The 19,394-nt window shown below is 46.6% G+C and carries 16 protein-coding genes and 1 other RNA gene; 10 read left to right on the plus strand and 7 right to left on the minus strand.

The window, feature by feature from the left end; genetic code table 11:
- Window positions 1–77: 77 nt before the first annotated feature.
- From aceA to VHA_RS09305, 3 genes are all read right to left on the minus strand, one after another.
- Window positions 78–1,382 (minus strand): isocitrate lyase, encoded by a 1,305-nt coding sequence (gene aceA / locus VHA_RS09295; RefSeq protein WP_005503780.1) that lies wholly within the window; start codon window positions 1,380–1,382, stop codon window positions 78–80.
- 36 nt (window positions 1,383–1,418) lie between these two features.
- Window positions 1,419–3,026, minus strand: a complete 1,608-nt coding sequence (aceB, locus tag VHA_RS09300) for a malate synthase A (protein WP_005503781.1) — start codon at window positions 3,024–3,026, stop codon at window positions 1,419–1,421.
- A gap of 695 nt (window positions 3,027–3,721) precedes the next feature.
- Complete coding sequence (locus VHA_RS09305) at window positions 3,722–4,618, minus strand: hydrogen peroxide-inducible genes activator (RefSeq protein ID WP_040528579.1); 897 nt, start codon at window positions 4,616–4,618, stop codon at window positions 3,722–3,724.
- A gap of 129 nt (window positions 4,619–4,747) precedes the next feature.
- Between VHA_RS09305 and VHA_RS09310 the strand changes: the two genes are divergently transcribed.
- Together VHA_RS09310 and VHA_RS09315 are read left to right on the plus strand one after the other, a co-directional pair.
- Window positions 4,748–5,350: a peroxiredoxin C gene (locus tag VHA_RS09310; RefSeq protein ID WP_005503783.1), complete on the plus strand. Its 603-nt coding sequence runs from the start codon at window positions 4,748–4,750 to the stop codon at window positions 5,348–5,350.
- Between the two features lie 461 nt (window positions 5,351–5,811).
- Complete coding sequence (locus VHA_RS09315; RefSeq protein WP_005503784.1) at window positions 5,812–6,549, plus strand: copper homeostasis protein CutC; 738 nt, start codon at window positions 5,812–5,814, stop codon at window positions 6,547–6,549.
- 75 nt (window positions 6,550–6,624) lie between these two features.
- On the opposite strand, the gene VHA_RS09320 is transcribed toward VHA_RS09315, so the two are convergent.
- Window positions 6,625–6,975: an RnfH family protein gene (locus VHA_RS09320; RefSeq protein WP_005503785.1), complete on the minus strand. Its 351-nt coding sequence runs from the start codon at window positions 6,973–6,975 to the stop codon at window positions 6,625–6,627.
- Window positions 6,968–7,399 (minus strand): SRPBCC family protein, encoded by a 432-nt coding sequence (locus VHA_RS09325; protein ID WP_005503786.1) that lies wholly within the window; start codon window positions 7,397–7,399, stop codon window positions 6,968–6,970. Before VHA_RS09325 ends, VHA_RS09320 begins: the two co-directional genes overlap by 8 nt.
- Before the next feature lie 206 nt (window positions 7,400–7,605).
- Here VHA_RS09325 and smpB point away from each other — a divergent pair, with 206 nt between their 5' ends.
- The 8 genes from smpB (at window position 7,606) to dndE (ending at window position 16,482) form a co-directional block, all read left to right on the plus strand.
- Window positions 7,606–8,091, plus strand: a complete 486-nt coding sequence (smpB, locus tag VHA_RS09330) for an SsrA-binding protein SmpB (protein WP_005503787.1) — start codon at window positions 7,606–7,608, stop codon at window positions 8,089–8,091.
- Window positions 8,092–8,137: 46 nt separating this feature from the next.
- Window positions 8,138–8,504: a transfer-messenger RNA gene (gene ssrA, locus VHA_RS18665) on the plus strand.
- A 73-nt stretch (window positions 8,505–8,577) separates the two neighbouring features.
- Window positions 8,578–9,105, plus strand: coding sequence for a hypothetical protein (locus VHA_RS09335; protein ID WP_040528581.1), 528 nt, complete (start codon window positions 8,578–8,580; stop codon window positions 9,103–9,105).
- 11 nt (window positions 9,106–9,116) lie between these two features.
- On the plus strand, window positions 9,117–11,141 hold the full coding sequence (locus VHA_RS09340) for a DNA phosphorothioation-associated putative methyltransferase (RefSeq protein ID WP_005503788.1): 2,025 nt from the start codon (window positions 9,117–9,119) through the stop codon (window positions 11,139–11,141).
- Between the two features lie 256 nt (window positions 11,142–11,397).
- Window positions 11,398–12,474: a DNA sulfur modification protein DndB gene (gene dndB / locus VHA_RS09345; protein WP_005503791.1), complete on the plus strand. Its 1,077-nt coding sequence runs from the start codon at window positions 11,398–11,400 to the stop codon at window positions 12,472–12,474.
- Window positions 12,474–14,105, plus strand: a complete 1,632-nt coding sequence (locus VHA_RS09350; protein WP_005503792.1) for a DNA phosphorothioation system sulfurtransferase DndC — start codon at window positions 12,474–12,476, stop codon at window positions 14,103–14,105. The genes dndB and VHA_RS09350 overlap by 1 nt, the downstream gene beginning before the upstream one ends.
- A gap of 8 nt (window positions 14,106–14,113) precedes the next feature.
- Entirely contained in the window at window positions 14,114–16,132 is a 2,019-nt protein-coding gene (gene dndD, locus VHA_RS09355) for a DNA sulfur modification protein DndD (protein ID WP_040528584.1), read from the plus strand.
- A complete protein-coding gene (dndE, locus tag VHA_RS09360) occupies window positions 16,132–16,482 on the plus strand; it encodes a DNA sulfur modification protein DndE (protein ID WP_005503796.1) in 351 nt (116 codons plus the stop codon). The genes dndD and dndE overlap by 1 nt, the downstream gene beginning before the upstream one ends.
- A 53-nt stretch (window positions 16,483–16,535) precedes the next feature.
- Here dndE and VHA_RS09365 read toward each other — a convergent pair whose 3' ends face one another.
- Together VHA_RS09365 and VHA_RS09370 are read right to left on the minus strand one after the other, a co-directional pair.
- Window positions 16,536–18,302: a DUF262 domain-containing protein gene (locus VHA_RS09365; protein ID WP_005503797.1), complete on the minus strand. Its 1,767-nt coding sequence runs from the start codon at window positions 18,300–18,302 to the stop codon at window positions 16,536–16,538.
- 217 nt (window positions 18,303–18,519) lie between these two features.
- The gene (locus VHA_RS09370) at window positions 18,520–19,386 is read right to left on the minus strand and encodes a phosphorothioated DNA-binding restriction endonuclease (RefSeq protein ID WP_005503798.1); all 867 of its coding nucleotides are present in this window, start codon (window positions 19,384–19,386) and stop codon (window positions 18,520–18,522) included.
- Window positions 19,387–19,394 lie beyond the last annotated feature (8 nt).

Consider the following 19,394-nt stretch of genomic DNA (forward strand, 5'->3'; position numbering starts at 1 on the left):
GAAGGTCGCCCAAAGCGTGGATATTGGGGCTCAGTGGCCCCCGAAGAGCTAGGTTATTGCATGTTATCTAGCGCAGGTCAGAACTGGTCTTCTTCCGTAGAGCCGGTCAGTGCCGTGACTGACGAGTTGCCCCCTTGGATAGTGTTGGTCATCTTGTCGAAGTAACCGGTACCCACTTCCTGCTGATGCGCCACAAAGGTGTAACCACGCTCTGCTGCTTCAAACTCAGGACGCTGGACTTTCTCAACGTAGTGGCGCATGCCTTCGCCCTGCGCATACGCATGGGCCAGATCGAACATGTTGTACCACATGTTGTGAATACCCGCGAGGGTGATGAACTGGTACTTGTAGCCCATGTCTGACAGTGCCTGCTGGAACCTTGCAATGGTGTCAGCATCCAGGTTTTTCTCCCAGTTGAACGATGGCGAGCAGTTATACGCCAGCAGTTGATCCGGGTATTGAGCATGAATCGCTTCTGCAAACTGGCGTGCTTCTTCCAGATCCGGCGTCGCTGTCTCACACCAGATGAGGTCAGCATACGGCGCGTAAGCCAAGCCACGGGCAATCGCCTGGTCAATACCTGCACGCACTTTGTAGAATCCTTCTGCGGTGCGCTCGCCTTCGATAAAGTCTTTATCGTACGGGTCGCAGTCAGAAGTGAGCAGATCCGCCGCATTTGCATCCGTCCGCGCAATCACTAGGGTGGTGGTGCCGGCAACATCCGCCGCAAGGCGCGCTGCAACCAGTTTTTGAACCGCTTCCTGGGTAGGAACCAGTACCTTGCCACCCATGTGGCCGCATTTTTTCACTGATGCCAGCTGGTCTTCAAAGTGCACACCGGCTGCCCCCGCCTCAATCATATGACGCATCAGTTCATACGCATTCAGTACACCGCCAAAACCGGCTTCTGCATCCGCAACGATAGGCAAAAAGTAGTCAGTACCTTCTTCCGGCGTTGCCCCTTTCGACCACTGAATCTGATCTGCACGGCGGAAGGCATTGTTAATACGCTTAACCACTGCCGGGACAGAATCTACCGGATACAGCGACTGGTCTGGGTACATGGAAGAGGCTGTGTTGTTATCTGCCGCTACCTGCCAACCAGAGAGATAAATGGCTTCAATACCCGCTTTTGCTTGCTGAACAGCCTGACCGCCGGTCAGTGCACCAAGACAGTTCACGTAGCCTTTTTTGGCGCTGCCGTTCACCAGTTCCCATAATTTGTCAGCGCCGCGCTGAGCAATGGTCTGCTCCGGTACGAACGAGCCACGAAGGGCTACCACTTCTTCCGCGGTATAAGGGCGCTTCACGTGCTTCCAGCGTGGATTTTCTGCCCAGTCTTTTTTCAGTGCTTCAATTTGTTGCTGTCTTGTCATAGTCATTGTGCTTCCCTCTCTCAATGTTTGTTAAATCGGTGATTAGTCCAGCAATTCGTATCCAGATAACGTCAAGAAATCTGCCAGCTCATCACTGGTGGTCAGTTGCTCCATCAAACTGGCCGCCTGCTGATATTTTCCGCCGTTGAATACAGTGTCCCCCAGCTCCTGCTTCAGCACCGCCATCTCCTCAGCCAGACAGCGGCGGAAGAAGTCAGCAGTGACGGTCTTGCCGTTACTGAGCGATTTTTCGTGTTTTATCCACTGCCAGATAGACGCGCGGGAGATTTCCGCCGTTGCCGCATCTTCCATCAGGCCATAAATCGGCACACAGCCATTGCCCGAAATCCAGGCTTCGATGTATTGCACCGCCACGCGGATGTTGTGGCGCATGCCCTCTTCGGTTCGCTCACCGTCACAGGGCTCTGTGAGTTCAGCCGCCGTAATAGGCGCATCCTGCTCACGCAGCACATCAAGTTGGTTCTTACGCTCACCGAGCGCTGCATCAAACACCGCTTTTGCTGTGTCCGCAAGGCCCGGGTGCGCTACCCAGGTGCCATCGTGTCCGTTATTGGCTTCCAGCGATTTGTCAGCATTAATTTTTTCCAGCACCCTGGCATTTTGTTCCGGATCTTTCGATGGAATGAACGCCGCCATGCCGCCCATTGCCATCGCCCCACGGCGGTGACAGGTTTTCACCAGAAGGCGCGAATAGGCATTTAGGAAAGGCTTGTCCATGGTCACCACCTGACGATCTGGCAATACGCGATCAGGATGGTTACGGAACGTTTTGATGTAACTGAAGATGTAATCCCAGCGACCGCAGTTGAGCGCCACAATGTGATCTTTCAGTGCATGGAGAATTTCATCCATTTCAAACACTGCTGGCAGGGTTTCGATCAGCACTGTCGCCTTGATGGTGCCGCGCGGCAGGTCAAATTCATCTTCAGCAAAACAGAACACATCATTCCACCACGCCGCTTCCTGATGTGCCTGCAGCTTCGGCAGATAAAAGTAAGGCCCAGAGCCGTTTTGCAGCAACGCTTTATGGTTACGGAAGAAGTACAAGCCGAAATCCAGCAAGGCGCCCGGAATCGGCGTGCCATCCAGCAGGATGTGCTTTTCTTTCAGGTGAAGACCGCGTACACGGCAAACCAGCACGGCAGGGTCTTCGCCCAGCGTATAATGCTTACCCGTCGCCGGATTGTTGTAGGAAATGGTGCGGTTGATGGCATCGGTCAGGTTACGCTGCCCTTGCAGAACAGGCCCCCATACCGGTGAAAAAGAATCTTCAAAATCAGCCATGAATACTTTTACATTTGCATTCAGGGCGTTAATGACCATTTTGCGCTCAGGTGGACCGGTAATTTCCAGACGGCGGTCCTGCAAGTCTTCAGGAATACCGCGGATTTGCCAGTTTCCATCACGGATAGCTTTCGTTTCTGGCAGGAAGTCCGGTAATTCGCCCTGATCAAATTTGGCCTGGCGAACTTCCCGGGCGTTTAAAAGTTCAGGGACTCGGTGGGCAAAGCGGGTAGCCAGTTTTTGGATAAAGGAGAGCGCTTCATCGGTCAGGACATCAGATTCCCTCTCAGTGATCGGCGGAACAAATGCTAGTTCCTTTAACGTATGTTGTGCCTGTGATTCCATAAAAAGCCTCCAATTCCATTTGTAACTTAATCACAACAATATCAATTAATCTTTTACTGCTTCGATTGCTTTCTACTCGCCGAAACACCCCCACTAAACTGGCGCATTTATTTGGGTCCGTCAACACTTCCCAAAGTGTTAGACTTAAGTCTAAAATCACAAAAATTGATACATATCAACAAGTTAAAAAATATAGAGCTTTAACTCAAAACACTGAATTGAAACGATTATCAGATTGTTCTTCCGTTTATGGCTTTATTGTCTAATGGCACTGTTTTTGTAACCACTTACGGAATTAAATTACATCAAGGTGCAATCAAAGAAATATAAATACCATGAGTTTTAAACGTAGCAGTCAATACATATTTCTGCATAAAATCTTTTCACAACAAAAGCTTAACAGTAAAAGCACCAATTTAAATTAGCCACTATTCGGGCTAACCACTTAATTATTGACGAGAAATATATACAGATACCGACAGAATTTAATTTCAGAAATGCAGGAGGGTTACCAAATTGTAAACAGAAGATATAACCAATTATGGGTCAATGTCCGGAATATATAACCAAAGTTATTAATAAACCTAATGAGAGGTAAAGAATCTTCAAAAATCAGAGGGAATTTCATCGTTTTCTACGCCTGAGCACGTGTCAGCGATGAATATTCGCCCGGATTTTGGCAACAGAAAGAACCTCTAAAGCAGGGTTTCGACCAAATCAGCCAACGCTTCAAACGTCGATTTGCGGCTCGAAGTAGGCCGCCACACCAAGCCTATCTCGCGGTATGCCTCACGACCGGGTGGTTCCATCACCACCAAATCGAGGTTATCGATAAGCCCATGATTGATTGCCATTTGCGGGATAAACGTGGTCCCAAGTCCGTTGGCAACCATCTGAACCAGAGTGTGAAGACTGGTGGCAGAAAAAGGGTTAATTTTCTCTGAGCTTGTCAACTGACAGGCAGATACCGCATGGTCGGTTAGGCAGTGTTCACGCTCAAGGAGGAAGACCGATTCATCCGGCAGGTCTGAGTAATGGACAGGGAGACTTATCCCCTTCGCCTGCGCGCTGCTCAGTACCATCTTGAAGGCATCTTTACCAACGATACGGCTTTGCATTCCGCCGATATCCACAGGCAATGCCAGAATCAGCACATCCATTTCACCACTTTTCAGGGCCATTAGCAGATTGGCTGTAGTGTCTTCACGCAGCAGCAAGTCGAGGTCGGGGAAGCGCTGGTTTACCGCCTGCACCAAATCACAGAGCAAAAATGGAGCAATGGTCGGAATACAGCCAACCCGCAGCTTTCCTTGCATCGGGTTTTCGCTGATTTGTGTCAGCTCCATCAGGTCCTGGCTGCGGGCAAGAATTTCCCGGCTTCGGGAAACTACATCTTCCCCCACCGCCGAAAACACCAGCGTTTTGTTATCGCGCTCGATAAGCTGAGATCCAATTAGCTCTTCGAGGTTCTGAATTCCAGAACTTAGTGTAGACTGACTAACGAAGCACTGTTTCGCTGCTTCACCGAAGTGGCGCGTTTCATACAGTGTAACCAAATAGTGGAGCTGTTTGAGAGAAGGGAATTTTGTCATCGATTTTTCCGATTAGGTTAATCTATTAAATTCACTTTTTCCAATCTATCAGTTCCATTATAGTTTGTCTCGTTCATAGATGAATCAAGGCATTTTCGCCTGATAACTAAACATTTTAGGAGCTTAGAAATGGTACTAGTAGGCCGTCAAGCCCCAGATTTCACTGCAGCAGCAGTGCTGGGCAATGGTGAAATCGTAGATAACTTCAACTTCAAAGAGTTCACCAAAGGTAAGAAAGCGGTTCTGTTCTTCTACCCTCTGGACTTCACCTTTGTATGCCCTTCTGAGCTGATCGCTTTCGACAAGCGTTTCGCTGACTTCCAAGCTAAAGGCGTTGAAGTAATCGGTGTTTCCATCGACTCTCAATTCTCTCACAACGCATGGCGTAACACTGCTGTAGAAAACGGTGGTATCGGTCAGGTTAAATATCCGCTGGTTGCAGACGTGAAACACGAAATCTGTAAAGCCTATGATGTTGAGCACCCAGAAGCAGGTGTTGCTTTCCGTGGTTCTTTCCTGATTGACGAAGACGGTATGGTACGTCACCAAGTGGTTAACGATCTGCCACTGGGTCGTAACATCGATGAAATGCTGCGCATGGTTGACGCACTGAACTTCCACCAGAAGCACGGTGAAGTGTGTCCTGCTCAATGGGAAGAAGGTAAAGCAGGTATGGACGCATCACCAAAAGGTGTTGCAGCATTCCTGTCTCAGCACTCTGACGACCTGTAATAACAGGTTAACTGCGCAAGCTGTTTCCCCCAGCGCGTAAGCGTAAAGCCAAAAGTCAGCGATAAAAACAAACGAGGCCCGGACCACCGGGCCCTTTTTGTATCTGGGTTCTGGGTTCTGGGTTCTGGGTTCTGGGTTCTGGGGAAAAGCTTCACATCATCTATTTGAATCTGCTTCTGTTGCCTCCACATTCTTAGTTCCTTTTCCGCATATATCTGCGTCTATACCCTTATTTTCTCCGCTCTTGTTTGCTCTTGTTTGCTTTTGTCTGCTCTTTCTCACTTCTGCTCCACCCGCTCTTCCCAGGGCCAAGAGCCGCTCTTCGCTCTTCCTAGGTCCTAGGTCCTAGGTCCGCTCTTCCTTCTCCCCCCCCAACTTTTACCAAACTTTTACACCTTTCACCCTTCTCATCCGAATGCAACTCATTGATGATGAAGTGTCCCATTCGCAAGGAGTGTTGTATGTCTGTGTTAGTTGAAGTGTGTATCGACAGTATTGAATCCCTGCCTATTGCTGAAAAAGCGGGCGCCGGACGGATTGAACTTTGCAGTTCCCTGGCAACAGGTGGACTGACCGCCAGTGCTGGCTACATGAAAACTGCGGCGCGCATCTCGGGGATTCCGGTTTATGGCATTATCCGCCCCCGCGAAGGTGATTTCCTTTATACCGGGGAAGAGATGGAGATCATGCTGGCAGACATTTACACCGCTAAGCAGGCAGGCCTTGATGGTGTGGTGATTGGTGCCCTTCAGGCAGACGGGAAAATCGATAAAACTGCGGTGAGCGATATGATCAAGGCAGCCTCTGGTATGGGTATTACCTTCCACCGCGCCATTGACCATTGCTCAGCGCCTTTTGATGCGCTGGAGTTCCTGATGACCAACAAAGTGGAACGTGTACTGACCTCTGGCCTTGCCAAACGTGCAGAAGACGGCATTAACACGTTAAAAGAAATGGTTGCCTTCACCCAAGGACGACTCAGCATTATGCCAGGAGCAGGGGTTTCTCCGCACAATGCGCAATCTATAGTGTCTGCTACAGGTGTTTCTGAAATTCACCTTTCCGGCAAAACCACCCGCAACTCGCTGATGGATTTTCGCAACGAGAATGCCACCATGGGCAACGGCGAGAGCGATTTTACCATTACGGTCACCAACCCTGAGACAATTAGAGCCACTATTGCGGCGCTTGGGTGCTAGTGCTTTCCAACTGAATTTACGTTTTTGACTGAAAAATTGCAGAAAAAGGAGCAGGTTTGTTGCCTGCTCTTTCGTTTACTCGCCTTTTCGAAGTGGGTTCACTTTCCCACCCGTCACCGGATCAGATTTGCCTTCCGCTTTCATGCGCTCGGCGCGGCGGCGGCGGATCTCTTTCGGATCGGCCACCAGCGGACGGTAAATTTCAATGCGGTCACCATCGTGCACCGTAGCATCCAACTTCACCAGACGGCTGAACACGCCAACCTTGTTTTTTTTCAGGTCGATTTCCGGATAAGCATCCAAAATACCGGAGTGACGGATAATCTCCTCCACTGGCGTATCCGGTGTCACAATCGCTTTAAATACGTGCTGCTCGTGCGGCAACGCATACATCACCTCAATGTGCAGCAAATTACCATCACTCATAAATCGCTCTCGCCCTGTCTGTGAATGCTTTCACCATGTTAACAGCCAGATCATTAAAGATTTTACCGAATGCCATTTCTACCAGACTGTTGGTGAACTCAAAATCCAGGTTCAGCTCAATCTTACAGGCATTTACATCCAGCGAGGTAAAATGCCAGCCACCGACCAGCTTACGAAATGGGCCATCCACCAGCTCCATTTTTATAGCCTGGCCATTCACCAGTTCATTGCGCGTGGTGAAGGTTTTCCGGATGCCCGCTTTTGACACATCCACTGACGCTGTCATGGAGTTATCATTGGCTTCCAGCACGCGAGAACCGGCGCACCCTGGCAAAAACGAAGGGTAAGCTTCTACATCATTAACAAGGTTAAACATCTGCTCTGCACTATACGGCACCAACGCAGAACGGGTAATTCGCGGCATAGCGTCTCCTCTCAGGTCGATTGCGGCATCATATCACCAGACCACATTGTTCCCCAAACACCTTCCTTTTCCAGCGATTTTACATCGACTTGAAGCCAGCTTCATTGAACAAATATCGCCCAATCGCGCATTGGCTGCCCAACGGCCTCAAAATACGGTAAAAACTTGTTTCGTCCGCCATAACCACTACGTATAATGGCGCCACTATGGCAAAGAAAAACGCAAAGAATAAGGCGGGCAGCAATACCATTGCTCAGAACCGCCAGGCTCGCCACGAATACTTTATCGAAGACGATATTGAAGTCGGGCTGGAGCTACAAGGCTGGGAAGTGAAATCGCTTCGTGCAGGCAAAGCCAACATCAGTGAGAGCTACGTGTTCTTCCGTGATGGCGAAGCTTACATGTCTGGCGCTACCATTACCCCACTGAACGTTGCATCCACACATGTTGTGGCGGATCCAACACGTGTGCGAAAACTGCTGCTCAAGCGTCGTGAACTCGACTCCCTGATCGGCAAAGTGAACCGTGAAGGTTACACTGTGGTCGCACTGTCCCTGTACTGGAAAAAGTCATGGGCTAAACTTAAGATTGGTCTGGCGAAGGGTAAAAAACTTCATGACAAGCGCGATGCCTCCAAAGATCGCGATTGGCAGCGCGACAAAGCGCGAATCATGAAGAACGCAGCCAGATAATCATTGACGCAGCAGCATGTTATGCTAGTATCTGCGTCCACATTCCGGGGCTGATCTAGGATTCGACAGGATCAAGAAGGCTCGTGGAGCATGCCGAGGGGCGGTTGGCCTCGTAAAAAGCCGCAAAAAAATAGTCGCAAACGACGAAAACTACGCACTAGCAGCTTAATAACCTGCTCAGAGCCTGCCCTCCCTAGCCTCCGCCTGTAGGACGGGGATCAAGGGCAGTCAAACCCAAACAGGATCGCGTGGATGCTTTGACTCGAGAGCTGAAGCGCTAAAGATAATTCGGGTATGTCTTTGTGTGGCGTGTCTACCCGCAGCACACTGGCGAGATTAAAGATAGACTAAGCATGTAGCGCCATTAGTTAGACTGATTTTGGACGCGGGTTCAACTCCCGCCAGCTCCACCAAACGTTTGGGAAGGGCGGTAACTTTTTGAGTTACCGCCCTTTTTTGCAAATATCATAATTAGGATGATTAACAATGCAATGTCTGATTAGTTGGTATAAAAAAAAGCACCCAGACATCAGCAAGTACATTGATAACACGCCACAACAAGAAGAAAGTCTAGCCGCTCTTCGTCAATTAGAAACATCCGTCCTTGCCCCAATCGAACACCAGTTTGGTTTTGTTTCAATTAGTTACGGCTTCACATCTTTCAGGCTCAAAAATTATCTTCAACGACATCATCCAGGCCAAATGGCTCCATCACTTGACCAGCACGCAGCGTTAGAGCGCAATGAAAAAGGGCACCTGATCTGCAAACGCCAAGGTGCCGCCTGCGACTTTCAGGTGGAAGGTTATGAAAACATGATGGATGAGGTTGCCAAGTTCATTATTACTCAGCTCCCTTTTGACAGGCTCTATTTCTATGGCAAAGATAGGCCTATCCACGTCAGTGTTGGTCCTGAAAACAGTCGATTTGTTCAGATAATGAAGCCAAGTGACTCGGGACACGCAGTCCCAACAAGACGAGCGACAGGAACTGATAGCCTTAAACTTTTTGACTAGCGAGGAGCAATATGGATAGTGCGCAGTTTCAAAAGCTGGTGGCAGAAGCGACCGCAGGCAAACATCTTCCTGATGCTGTATATCTGCATAAAGACGCCTTCGATGCCCTTCCCACCGCACTCTCTTCGTTTGTTCACAACGTTGCAAAAGCCTTAAAAATAAGCGAGAACGATTGGCACATCGTCAAACTGGGTAAAAACGATTTCCGCCTTTCGCTACTGAGCTACCCCACGTTTTACACCTCTGCCTACCCAAGCCTCAAACAAAGCGTGACGGTCGATTTAACCAAGCTGATGCATCGCGTCACGGATTACGAAACCACCGAGAACCCGCCAATCCTTCATCGCAAAGAATTGATGATATTACCAAGCCACCCCGCCTACGCTGACTTTGAGCAAATTACCCAAGAGGGTGAAAACGCGGGCCTCTATGAAAACGCTAGGGTAATTGGCTTTAAGCAATCCTGGCTTAACTTCATTGCGCAGCATGGCTATACCTTGGTCGATGGCAGGTTATTTCGCGCTTCCACGGTGGAAGGAGTCGATGAACACATCATTGACCGGCACAAAACAGCGATAGTGCGACACTCCCTCTCCGCCCCCATGAAGGCACTGGCGAAAAACAGTTACCTCAATGGCGACTATTCAATTTGTGATTACGGATGTGGCCGAGGCGACGACATGCGAGAGCTGCTGGCTCATGGTATTGATGTGCTTGGCTGGGACCCAAACCACTACCCTGATGGTGAGAAAGCACACTCAGACATCGTGAACTTAGGGTTTGTGCTGAACGTGATTGAAGACACCGACGAGCGGCTAGATGCCCTACTCGGCGCTTGGGAGCTGGCCGATAAGCTGCTAGTGGTGAGCGTCATGCTTGGCACTGAGCAATTTATCTCACAATTTACCCCCTACAAAGACGGCGTGATCACCTCGCGTAATACCTTTCAAAAGTACTACCAACAAAGTGAAATCAAATCCTATATCGAGAGCAGCCTTGATGAACAAGCCATTACTGTCGCGCCAGGCATTTTTTACGTATTCAAAGACAAGCTTGAAGAACAGGCCCACCTTCAAAACCGCTATCGCCGCCACCAAGGGTGGAAGCAATTAACCGCCACCAAGCCACCTAGCCAGCAAGAAAAGCTCAAGCTGACCATCAGCCAACATGCTGAGTTATTTGAAGCCTTTTGGATGACGTGCCTGGTACTGGGGCGCATTCCGGCCAACGATGAATTTGAGCAATCTGTAATGGTTCGAGAGCTTATAGGCTCTCACAAGAAGACCCACAAATTACTTTGTGAGATATACGACGAAGCTGATTTCGAAGCCTCTGAGCAGGCACGGCGAGAAGACTTACTTCTCTACTTCGCCATGGCATTGTTTGAAAAGCGCAAACCTTACACCCAACAACCCGAAGCACTTAAGCGCGATATCAAAGCCTTCTTTGCGGATTACAAAACCGCCCTCACCTTGGCGCAAGACCTACTATTCCAAATTGCAGACTCAGAAGAAATTGAAAAAGCCTGCAACACCGCCCACCAAACATTGCCAGCCAGCATTTTGAACGAAGGACACTCCTTCATCTTCCACCAGCGATACACAGAATTCTTGCCGCAACTTCTTCGTATTTACGTGGGAGCAGCCCTTCAAATGTATGGCGATTTGGAAACGGTCGATTTGGTCAAAATCCACATTCAGTCAGGCAAGCTAACCCTTACTACCTATGACGACTTTGAAAACAGCGCGGTGCCGCTTTTGGTCGAACGCGTAAAGATAAAGATGGCCGAGCAAGACATCGACTTCTTTGACTATGTCGCGGAAAGCAAACGCCCACCGCTGCTAAACAAAGGCCTATTGCTTGGGGATGACTTCGAGCAGCAAGAGAAACAGCGCTCGTTTGATAAGCGTCTAGCAGAGCTGCTCGGCATAACCCACCAGCAAGAAGTGCTGATGGGAAGAGCGATGTTTGAGCGCGGGTTGCAGGAGGAAGGAAAAGCCATTGCAGGGTATCGGTTGATGAAGCACTCAGGTTAATCGAAACTACTTAGCCGATTTTTCAAATGTACCAAGCAATTACTTTTCCATCTGCGTCTAAAAGGAAATTTATGTGATCAGATGACATACAAAGCATGGTTTTCATCACCTAACATACGTTAAAATACCCCGCTCAATTGCAGAATAGCAATCTCGAGATCAATTTTTAACAAACCAAACTCACTTTGGTTTGCCAATTTTGACATACCTACTAAGTTTTACGTCATAAGATGACAAACTTTCAAACGGGACTGTTATGCAAGCGCAAGACTCAGGCTATTGCTACTCTTTTCCAGCAGTAAGAGGCATCCAAGCAGGACGCCCATTTTACATCGCTACTTGCCCTCTTAGGATTATTCCAAAGATTTTCAGCTACAACGAAGACGACGTTCCACCTGAACTTCGCGCTCAACGCACGCTGAACAAATCGCGCATTCCTGAAATGGTGAAGTATCTGCTGGACAACCCTAAAGACTACGTTTTTTCGGCGCTAACGGTCTCTGTAGGTGTGGATATCGCCTTTGAAGATTACGAAAGTGCTCCCAATCTTGGCACGCTCAAAGTGCCGATGGATGCGCAAATATTGATCAACGACGGACAACATCGTAGGAAGGCCATTGAAGAAGCACTGAGAGAGAATCCCGACCTCGGTCAGGATAACATTCCGGTGTTGTTCTTTATCGATGAAGGGTTATCGCGCAGCCAGCAAATGTTTGCTGACCTTAATAAATATGCGGTGAAGCCTAGCCCTTCTTTAGGGACGCTTTACGATCATCGTGACGGTAGTTCAGAGCTTGCAAGATTACTCGCAACCGAGGTCTCTCCCTTTGTTGGCTTAACGGAAATGGAGAAATCCAATCTCAGTCCAAAATCCAACAAGCTATTCACCCTAAGCAGTATTAAGCAAGCAACCAGAACACTGCTTAGTAAAGGGACGCGTGAAAGCTATAGCGAAGAAGAGCAAACACTGGCCATCGAGTTTTGGCAAGAAGTCACCAATAACATTCGTGACTGGCAGATGGTGATTGCTAAAGAAGTCTCGCCCGCACAGCTGAGGCAAGAATACATTCACAGCCACGGCGTCGGCTTACATGCCATTGGGCTTCTTGGGAAACATCTTCTTTGCCAAGAGCCAACCACGTGGAAAGACAAGCTCAAAGAGCTATCGAAGATTAACTGGCGTAAGACCAACCCTGAATGGATGAAGCGCAGCATGAACCACGGCAAGTTGAGCAAATCAACCACTGCCATTCAGCTCACCGCAAATGCGTTGAAAATAGAGCTTGGACTGCCGCTTACGCCTGAAGAGAAAACACTCGAGAAATCACTCTAATGATTGAAGAACTAACATTGGCTGAAGATTTAGCCGAGTACGAAGAATTTATTAATAACGAGCTATTCGCCAATCATCCGCTTAGCCACTACATCGCAGACGTGCAGCGCGTCTATTGCGCGGATAAACGCCCGTGGGTCATTGGTTACAGCGGTGGTAAAGACTCCTCTGCAGTCATGTCACTGGTTTATATGGCGCTGCTTGGCTTGTCTCCAAAAGACCGCCATAAGCCCGTGTTTGTTGTGTCATCCGATACGCTGGTGGAAACCCCCGTCGTCGTTAATCACATCAAAGATTCGCTAGCTGCTATTGAGCGCGGCGCTAAACGTGACAACTTGCCAATCACCAGCCACAAAGTGGTGCCAAAAGCAGACCAAACGTTTTGGACTAGCCTTTTAGGTAAAGGTTACCCAGCACCTACGCGCTCTTTCCGTTGGTGTACCGAGCGAATGAAGATTGATCCAGTGAGCGACTTCATTACCTCGAAAGTTTCACAGTATGACGAAGTTGTCGTCGTGTTGGGCTCACGCAGCCAAGAAAGTGCATCACGTGCGCAGGTTATCGCCAAACACAAAATTGACGGCTCGCGTTTAGCGAGGCATACCACGCTAAGTAACGCGTTTATCTTTACGCCAATCGACACCTGGGGCGTTGATGACGTTTGGAAAATTCTCCGCCTATGTCACCTCGAAACCAAACAAACGCCTTACGGCATTAAAAATGTTTGGAGCGACAAATATGACCTTGAGTGGGAAAACCCTTGGGGCGGAAAAAACCTGACGCTTTGGAATCTTTACAAAGACTCTTCGGGCCAAGGTGAATGCCCGATGGTTATCGATGAAACCACCCCCTCTTGTGGTAATTCTCGATTTGGTTGTTGGACGTGCACAGTTGTCACAAAAGACCGCGCTATGGAAAGCCTGATCCAAAACGGTGAAGAATGGATGGCACCTTTGCTGACGTTTAGAAATAAACTCGCAATGACGTCTGATCCTGCAAACAAAGATGAGTATCGCAACTTCAAACGCCGCACTGGCAAGGTTAGCTACCAGTACGCCAAAGAAGGTGAAGACATTGCAGCTGAGCGCCGCCATGTTCCAGGCCCATACTGGCTGAAATACCGTAAACAATGGATTCGTGAGCTTCTGGAATTGGATAAGCAGTTCAAAGCAGAGGGACGCGAGATCGAACTGATCACAGTGCCTGAGCTTCATGCGATTCGCCAAGAGTGGATTCACGATCCAAACGAGCCGGATTGGGATGATTCGCTGCCTGCTATTTTCCGTGACGTTTATGGCTTCGACCTTGATTGGGTTTACGACGATAACGCCAGCTTTGGTAAAGATGACGCACAGTTAATTCAAGAGCTTTGCGATGACTTTGATGTAGAGCCTGAGATGATCATGAAGCTGATCGAGCTCGAAATGTCGATGGAAGGTTTAAGCCGCCGAAGTGGCATCTCAAACAAAATTGCATCGCTGCTGAAGCAAGATTGGGGAAGCCTTGAAGATATCAAGCAGAAGCATGCGTCGCTGCAAAGTAAGGCAGCTTACGATGTTCACCAATTAGAAATCGAGCGCTACAACCAACAACTGGTTGAGCTGGATAAGCTGCTGCAAAAAGAATTTTAAGTAGAAAAATGTTAATTACAAAACTAACTCTCAATAACTTTCGTGTTTTCCGTGGTGTACACGAAATTGACTTGCGCCCGGCGCCAGCGGCTGAAACTGCTAGTGGGCCAGTTGCCGGTACTGAACGCCCGATTATTCTGTTTGGCGGCTTAAATGGTGCGGGTAAAACATCGATCTTGACCGCAGTAAGGCTGGCTCTTTACGGCCGCCAATCCTTCGGTACATTGCTCAATAACGGTGAGTATATCGAAGCGTTGTCAGAGCTCATCCACAAAGGAGTGGGCCACGGTGGTATTCAAGATAACGCCTCAATAGAGCTTGAGTTTGTTTACAGCCAAAACGGTGAAGAGAATACCTATAAGGTAATCCGTGGCTGGAAACGCGGGAAGAAAGACCAACTCTGTTTAGAGAAAGATGGCGTTCAAATTCCTGAGCTTAACTATGACCAATGCCAAGGCTTTTTAAATGAACTGATTCCTAATGGTATTGCCGATCTCTTCTTTTTCGATGGGGAAAAGATTGCAGAGCTTGCTGAAGATGAATCAGGCACCGTACTAAAAACGGCTGTTAGACGCCTTCTTGGTATTGATGTTATCGCCAAGCTCAAAGCGGACCTGAACATTTTCCTCAAGAAACATGGTTCAGGCGCACTTGCTCAGTCGCTTCGTGAAGAGATGGATGCGCTCGATGCGCTTCGTATGGATCATGAGTCCAAAGCTGAGCGTTTACGGGGGGATGCCGACATCGTAGATGCGTCCATTAGCTTGGTCGCAAAAGAAATTCAAAACCTCGAAAACAAACTCTCTCAAAGTGGCGGTGCTTGGGCGAAAACACGTGAAGATGAACAGACTCGCGTAGACGCTCTGCTTAAAGAGAAGGTCGAGCTAGAGAAACAAATCCGCATTGAGATGGAAGGCAGCTTACCATTTGCATTCGCTCCCAATGCGATGAAATCACTGCTTAGCGCTATTGAGAAAGAGCAAGAGACTAAACAAAAGCTCAACTTCGGCCGCGAGCTTGACGGTTTCCTTGATACGCTTCGGGCAAAATTGTCATTCAATCTGAGCGCGTCTGCGCCCGCAGCGATGGATGCGATCAAAGACAGTCTTGAAGAGCACTTGGGCGACATCTCGAGCCAATCTTTGCTGCTAGATATCTCCGATCGCCAAGCGAATACCATTCAATACCAGGTAAACACGCTAGCTAAGAAGTCGTTTAAGCAATTTGATAAGGCAAGAAAACGCCTGAAAGTTGTTGAAGAAGAAATTGATAACGCATCAAGCAACATCGCACGTGCGCCTGAAGAAGAGCAGGTCCAGACGCTGTTTGCTGACGTTCGTAAGCTAGATAAGAAGAAAGAAAAACTGATCATTGAGTATCATGACCTACTCGAAAGCGCGAAAAGGGAAACCCGCTCTGCGCTTGAAGCCGCTCGTCAAATTCAACGCTTGCATGACAAACACCGCGATCAATCGAACAAAGATCATAGTATCAGCAACGCTCAAAATGCCATATTACTACTCGATAAGTTTGCAGAGCAGTTAACCAAAGCTCGCGTTAAGCAACTGGAAGATGAGTTTGTTCAATCTTACAAAAAGCTAGCACGCAAAGAAGATCTTCAGCTTTCAGCTGCAATCAACCCTACAACATTTGATGTTGAGTTGATGGATAACCATGGCATTAAGATCAACCGCAAAGCCATGTCTGCGGGTGAAAAACAAATCTATGCGATATCAATCCTCGAGGCTCTCGGCCGGACTTCAGGTCGCAAGCTGCCGATTATTATAGATACGCCACTAGGTCGATTGGATTCGCACCACAGAGATAAGCTGGTGGAGAATTACTTCCCGACAGCGAGTCACCAAGTGGTTATCCTGTCTACCGACACAGAAATCGATAAAAACTATATCAACTTAATTCAAGATGATATCGCTCGTACCTATGAGATCCGTTTTGACGGCCTGACTAAATCGTCGAAAGTTGCCGAAGGCTATTTTTGGAAGCAAGCAGAAGAGGTACACGCCTAATGTTGCCTAATCGCATGAATTTATCGCGCTCTACCGAAGAGCAACTGAAGAAACTAAAAGCCTATACGGGCATTACACCCAATGTATCCGCCCGTATCGCGTTTTTCCGCTCAATTGAGAGTGATTTTAGATACCAAGGTCAGCCAGCAAAATTAGATGGGCCTCTGGTGCTTGATAAGTACACCTGGTTGGGTGAAACAAGCGACATTACAGAATTGATGTTAAAAATGTACTACCCAGAGCTTGATGCTAAGGCCTACCAGCAGGCCTGGGCTGCACATGTTGAGGATGGGATAGCTTCTTTAAGAAATCATAAATCAATTTCTAAATTCTCAAGTAAGGTTATTTGACCTCTTGCACTGCCACCACAAACGCTGCCTATACTTAGGCAGCGTTTGTTATACTAGAAATTAAAAATACAACAAGCCGCGTTCATCAACTCCTCACGCCTTTCAAGTAAGCTTTCTTTATTCCAAACAGGATAATTTTCGAACTCTTTATTTATCTTTAACTTAGTATCACTTACATAGATTTTCGCTTTTTCACTATATGGCAAATTACCTAGCTCTTCATTATGCTTTGGCCCCAATATCGTTAGATTACCTAACTTATTAAGTAACGGTTCCAAATTGACATCTTTAACATCTGGGCATTGAGGGTATATATGCTCAACTGTAGCTGACGAAAAGTCAAATATTAGCGAATAGTCAAACATTCCTTCCCTTCCTTTTACTCCTTCTTTCATTCCTGACTTATACCATAACCATGAATCTTCAAGGCCAAGCAGTAGATATCGCAAACTAACTTTTGATTTAGAGTAATCTAACTCATCAATTCGAGATTTGAACACTTCGTCAAATGCGTGCTTATGAACCAACTCCCTTAAGCTAGTTTTAAACCCCTGAACTGTAAATTTACCATCTGAGATTTCACGACAAGACTTATAATATCTCGTAGTAGCCAAGTCAATTTTATTCCCACAAACATTTTTATATCTAAAGAAAAAAATCTCCAAGACTCTTACAATTTCATAAAACTGCTTTTCCTTGAGATTAGTCGCAGCCAGCAATAAAGGGATGCAATGAGTATGCTTTAAATAAACAATCAAGAACTTTAAACGACTTCTTTGCCAAGAGCTTAATACTGAATTAGTATAAGGCCATTCACCTTGGCTTATCAAAGATGCTTTTTCCAATGATTTTTTTATATCCCTCATTTTGTCAAAAACTATCTGAGGACTTGTTTTTTTATCTACAGAGAATATTCTATCCATACATTGATCATAAAATGAAGCTCCTTTCACTTTATCTCCAGTATGGCTAGAATAATAATAACCAAGCAGTTTTTCTAGACTAGACCCATAGTCTTCGTCTAGTTTATCCCAAATATTCTCTACTTGATTAAATATTAGCTCATCATCCTTATCATCTGTAATCCCAAGAGTCTTAGCCCTTAAGAGGTCAGTATGATTTAACTGCTCACCTCGGTCATTAATCACTTGGAATAATTTGTATGCATCTGCGACTTTATCAGTCACCATATGAATGATATTGCATTTTTCATTAATTGTTTTTTCTAATGCATCAAGTTCATCTAGAGAATCACTCATACTTTTATGCGAAGTAAGATCATCTATAAAGCTAGTCAAGAAACCAAATGCTGCATCTAATCTTTTGTGTGAATCTCGACTAGCCTCAACTGGAATACATTTTATTTTGTTATTAAAGAACTCATCATCTCTTCTGGATAGCTCTAGTCTTCTTATATATTCAGTTTTTTTGTTTACCGACTTCTTGTAAAACAAATACCTTTCCTTGAGCTCCTTTATCTTTTCATCTATATATTCTTTATATTCATTTTCACCTTGATTCAATGCTTCATACTTTTTAATTAAACAACAAATCAATATAACAAAAGTAGTAAGCCTTTGCTGCCCATCCACTAGTTGATTTATTTTTTCATGCCCACCTATAGATTCAGCTTGAGCACAAACAAGAGAGCCAAAGAAATGTTCATACGCGCCATTTTCATGAATAAAAATCAAATCGTCTTTGAAGTCTTCCAACTGACTATCTTTCCATGCATAGCCACGTTGATACTTTGGAACTCGAAACACATTAGCATCACGAAAAAGATCACCAATTGACTTATAATCTGGTTCCACCTTCATATATAAAAACCTTATTTGTTATATTTTTAAATCACTAACACAAAAAATCACAAGTTTCCGTATCAGATACATGCTGTACTTTATCAAACCTAGTTACTACATATATTTTCTTGGCAACTCAATTTGATTTACGCTATATCGTAAACTTCATTAATACCAAGTGGATTTTCGCAAAAATCACCTTTAATTTCACAATCCAAATCATCAAATAATTTTATCAAGGTTTAAAAACCTCTCTTATGTGCCATTCAACCATATCCTCATCCGGATGTTGATAAGTATCTCTAGGTAACCTAATCGATTTACCATCAAAATCCCAAATCAACCTTTCAACCAACTCTCCACCAGTAACGGAAGGAGAAACGTTGACCTTGAAATGGCTATCTAAAGTGATGGCGCCACGATCCAGTGCTTTATGGTGAATGCTACAAAGCGCAATACCATTTGAAACCTCACACGGACCGAAAAATTGTTTCCATTTGATGTGAGCAGCTTCAATGGCAAGTGGCACTGTATCCAATGCCAAATCAAAACCGCACACGGCACACTTATAGTTATAGGCACGAAGCACTTTCCTACGAAATTCTGGGTCTCTCGACTTGGTCGAGGTATTAACCTCAAAGCCAAAACGCACAAACAGCTCTTCTTGCAGTGTCTCAGGGAAATTATCCTGAATGATTTTTGATGCAATATCATCAATCAGCTTTGGGTTTGCGAGAATTGTCCGAAATGACTCTTCATCAAACCCTGCCATCACATTATATTTGATCAGCTCTGACTTTTTGGGGTCGGTATTGCTCTTCCTTGGAATGCACTCTTCACCATTGATGAGTTCCCAAAATGGCTCTTTTTCATTGGCTAAACGCCAAAACGGATACTCAGGATGGTATGCCTTTCTTGTTGGGCCATATTGCACCAGCAAGTCTTTGACTTGCTGGTCTACTTCATCCTCAAACCGAAATAGGCGCTGGTGACCCTGTTTGTACTCTGATAAGGCATAAAGCAGCATCAAAGGCTTATGAGGAGCCCTTTGGTCTCCTCTCCGCCAGCGTGAAATTAACTGAATTTTTTCAGAAAGCTCCATCGACTTAC

The organism is Grimontia hollisae CIP 101886 (assembly GCF_000176515.1).
Classification (GTDB): domain Bacteria; phylum Pseudomonadota; class Gammaproteobacteria; order Enterobacterales; family Vibrionaceae; genus Enterovibrio; species Enterovibrio hollisae.

Bases quoted from the DNA above. Each gene is read 5' to 3' on its own strand.
- aceA (WP_005503780.1), bottom strand. From the start codon at position 1,382: ATGACTATGACAAGACAGCAACAAATTGAAGCACTGAAAAAAGACTGG.
- aceB (WP_005503781.1), bottom strand. From the start codon at position 3,026: ATGGAATCACAGGCACAACATACGTTAAAGGAACTAGCATTTGTTCCG.
- VHA_RS09305 (WP_040528579.1), bottom strand. From the start codon at position 4,618: ATGACAAAATTCCCTTCTCTCAAACAGCTCCACTATTTGGTTACACTG.
- VHA_RS09310 (WP_005503783.1), top strand. From the start codon at position 4,748: ATGGTACTAGTAGGCCGTCAAGCCCCAGATTTCACTGCAGCAGCAGTG.
- VHA_RS09315 (WP_005503784.1), top strand. From the start codon at position 5,812: ATGTCTGTGTTAGTTGAAGTGTGTATCGACAGTATTGAATCCCTGCCT.
- VHA_RS09320 (WP_005503785.1), bottom strand. From the start codon at position 6,975: ATGAGTGATGGTAATTTGCTGCACATTGAGGTGATGTATGCGTTGCCG.
- VHA_RS09325 (WP_005503786.1), bottom strand. From the start codon at position 7,399: ATGCCGCGAATTACCCGTTCTGCGTTGGTGCCGTATAGTGCAGAGCAG.
- smpB (WP_005503787.1), top strand. From the start codon at position 7,606: ATGGCAAAGAAAAACGCAAAGAATAAGGCGGGCAGCAATACCATTGCT.
- VHA_RS09335 (WP_040528581.1), top strand. From the start codon at position 8,578: ATGCAATGTCTGATTAGTTGGTATAAAAAAAAGCACCCAGACATCAGC.
- VHA_RS09340 (WP_005503788.1), top strand. From the start codon at position 9,117: ATGGATAGTGCGCAGTTTCAAAAGCTGGTGGCAGAAGCGACCGCAGGC.
- dndB (WP_005503791.1), top strand. From the start codon at position 11,398: ATGCAAGCGCAAGACTCAGGCTATTGCTACTCTTTTCCAGCAGTAAGA.
- VHA_RS09350 (WP_005503792.1), top strand. From the start codon at position 12,474: ATGATTGAAGAACTAACATTGGCTGAAGATTTAGCCGAGTACGAAGAA.
- dndD (WP_040528584.1), top strand. From the start codon at position 14,114: ATGTTAATTACAAAACTAACTCTCAATAACTTTCGTGTTTTCCGTGGT.
- dndE (WP_005503796.1), top strand. From the start codon at position 16,132: ATGTTGCCTAATCGCATGAATTTATCGCGCTCTACCGAAGAGCAACTG.
- VHA_RS09365 (WP_005503797.1), bottom strand. From the start codon at position 18,302: ATGAAGGTGGAACCAGATTATAAGTCAATTGGTGATCTTTTTCGTGAT.
- VHA_RS09370 (WP_005503798.1), bottom strand. From the start codon at position 19,386: ATGGAGCTTTCTGAAAAAATTCAGTTAATTTCACGCTGGCGGAGAGGA.